At 38.7% G+C, this 1,148-nt stretch carries 2 protein-coding genes; both read right to left on the minus strand.

Features of this window, described 5'->3' with window-relative positions; translation table 11 throughout:
• Nucleotides 1–199 precede the first annotated feature (199 nt).
• Nucleotides 200–493, minus strand: coding sequence for a hypothetical protein (locus ACKLNX_RS00020; RefSeq protein WP_412970757.1), 294 nt, complete (start codon nucleotides 491–493; stop codon nucleotides 200–202).
• Nucleotides 494–585: 92 nt separating this feature from the next.
• Nucleotides 586–1,148: hypothetical protein (locus ACKLNX_RS00025; protein ID WP_412970758.1), on the minus strand; the 563-nt coding region annotated here is incomplete at its 5' end.

Genomic DNA, 1,148 nt, shown 5'->3' on the forward strand with positions numbered 1-1,148 from the left:
TTTTGATACAACAATCCATGTCCCTTTGCGTTAACCATTTAGGTAAAAATATACTCGTTTGAAGCCAAAACAACAACTGATGTTACTCAGCGAAGACCAAACAGCCGATGCTCGCGAACCCGAAAATAACTACTTAAAAACAGATGAGAGTCACTCTTGAAAGAACGAGCTTAAACCTTAGTCAATTTTATAAACGCTTTTAATCGTCAGCTTTTAAATATATTAATTTCAATGCATTCGATAGTAGCAACTGCTCTTCGGTTCCTCGCCTAACATGAATAGAATGACCGAAACAAAGACCTGCAAAAATTGGGAAAAGTCCAAACGATAATGGACCCATAAAATCATTCCAAAAATCAGTGATGGTTGGTATAAACATAGAGAGTAACCAACAAAAAACTAATATAACCCCTGTCCAAAACGAAACCTTAGCATCTCTTACTTGCTTTTTATTGTACTTCCCAACTCTCTGTACAAATTCTAACTTAGTCATACTTAATCTCGACGTTAAACGACACATAACACTCTACATAACCGGTTTGTGGCGCTTTTCCACAAATCCGGTTGATGTATTTGTTATGTTGCTTACTCATAAACTACCACCAACTCTTGCCGATTAGCTTTATTGAGGTCAACTGAATATACAATACTTCCATTGTAAAGGAACTTGCAATTAGGCAACTTAATAATTTCATTGTGTCCCCAAGTAAATGGCCCAAATTTTTTATATGAATCATGGAACTCAATACCATCCTGCACAAGCTTTAGTTGCCCATCTTCGTTTGAAGAGTCATCGTATTCATTTAAAGACTCAGCTATATATTGAGTGTATGTTCCAGTTTCACCGGAACATATAAAAGTAACACCTTGCAATGGTTGGTTGTCTTTGTCGACAAACGTGATCTGATAATCTATTGGCGGCACTCCACTATGTTCCATGACATGAGTAACGCAGCCGGAAACACCAACTACTAATAAAACTAGAAGAGCTAACCTACCTACTTGCAACATAACACCCCGCATAGAGGGCAAGTTTATGGGCGCAGCTCTTGAGCGAAGCGAAATGCGCCCGTAAAGTTGTCCCAGCGACCGAAGGGAGTGAGCTGATGCGATTGTTATAACTGGTTGGATTGCTGCGATATTGAATT

Source organism: Glaciecola sp. MF2-115, from assembly GCF_047250385.1.
GTDB lineage: Bacteria > Pseudomonadota > Gammaproteobacteria > Enterobacterales > Alteromonadaceae > Glaciecola.

What these genes read in the sequence shown, in the direction of transcription:
- ACKLNX_RS00020 (WP_412970757.1), bottom strand. Translation starts at nt 493, where the DNA reads ATGACTAAGTTAGAATTTGTACAGAGAGTTGGGAAGTACAATAAAAAG.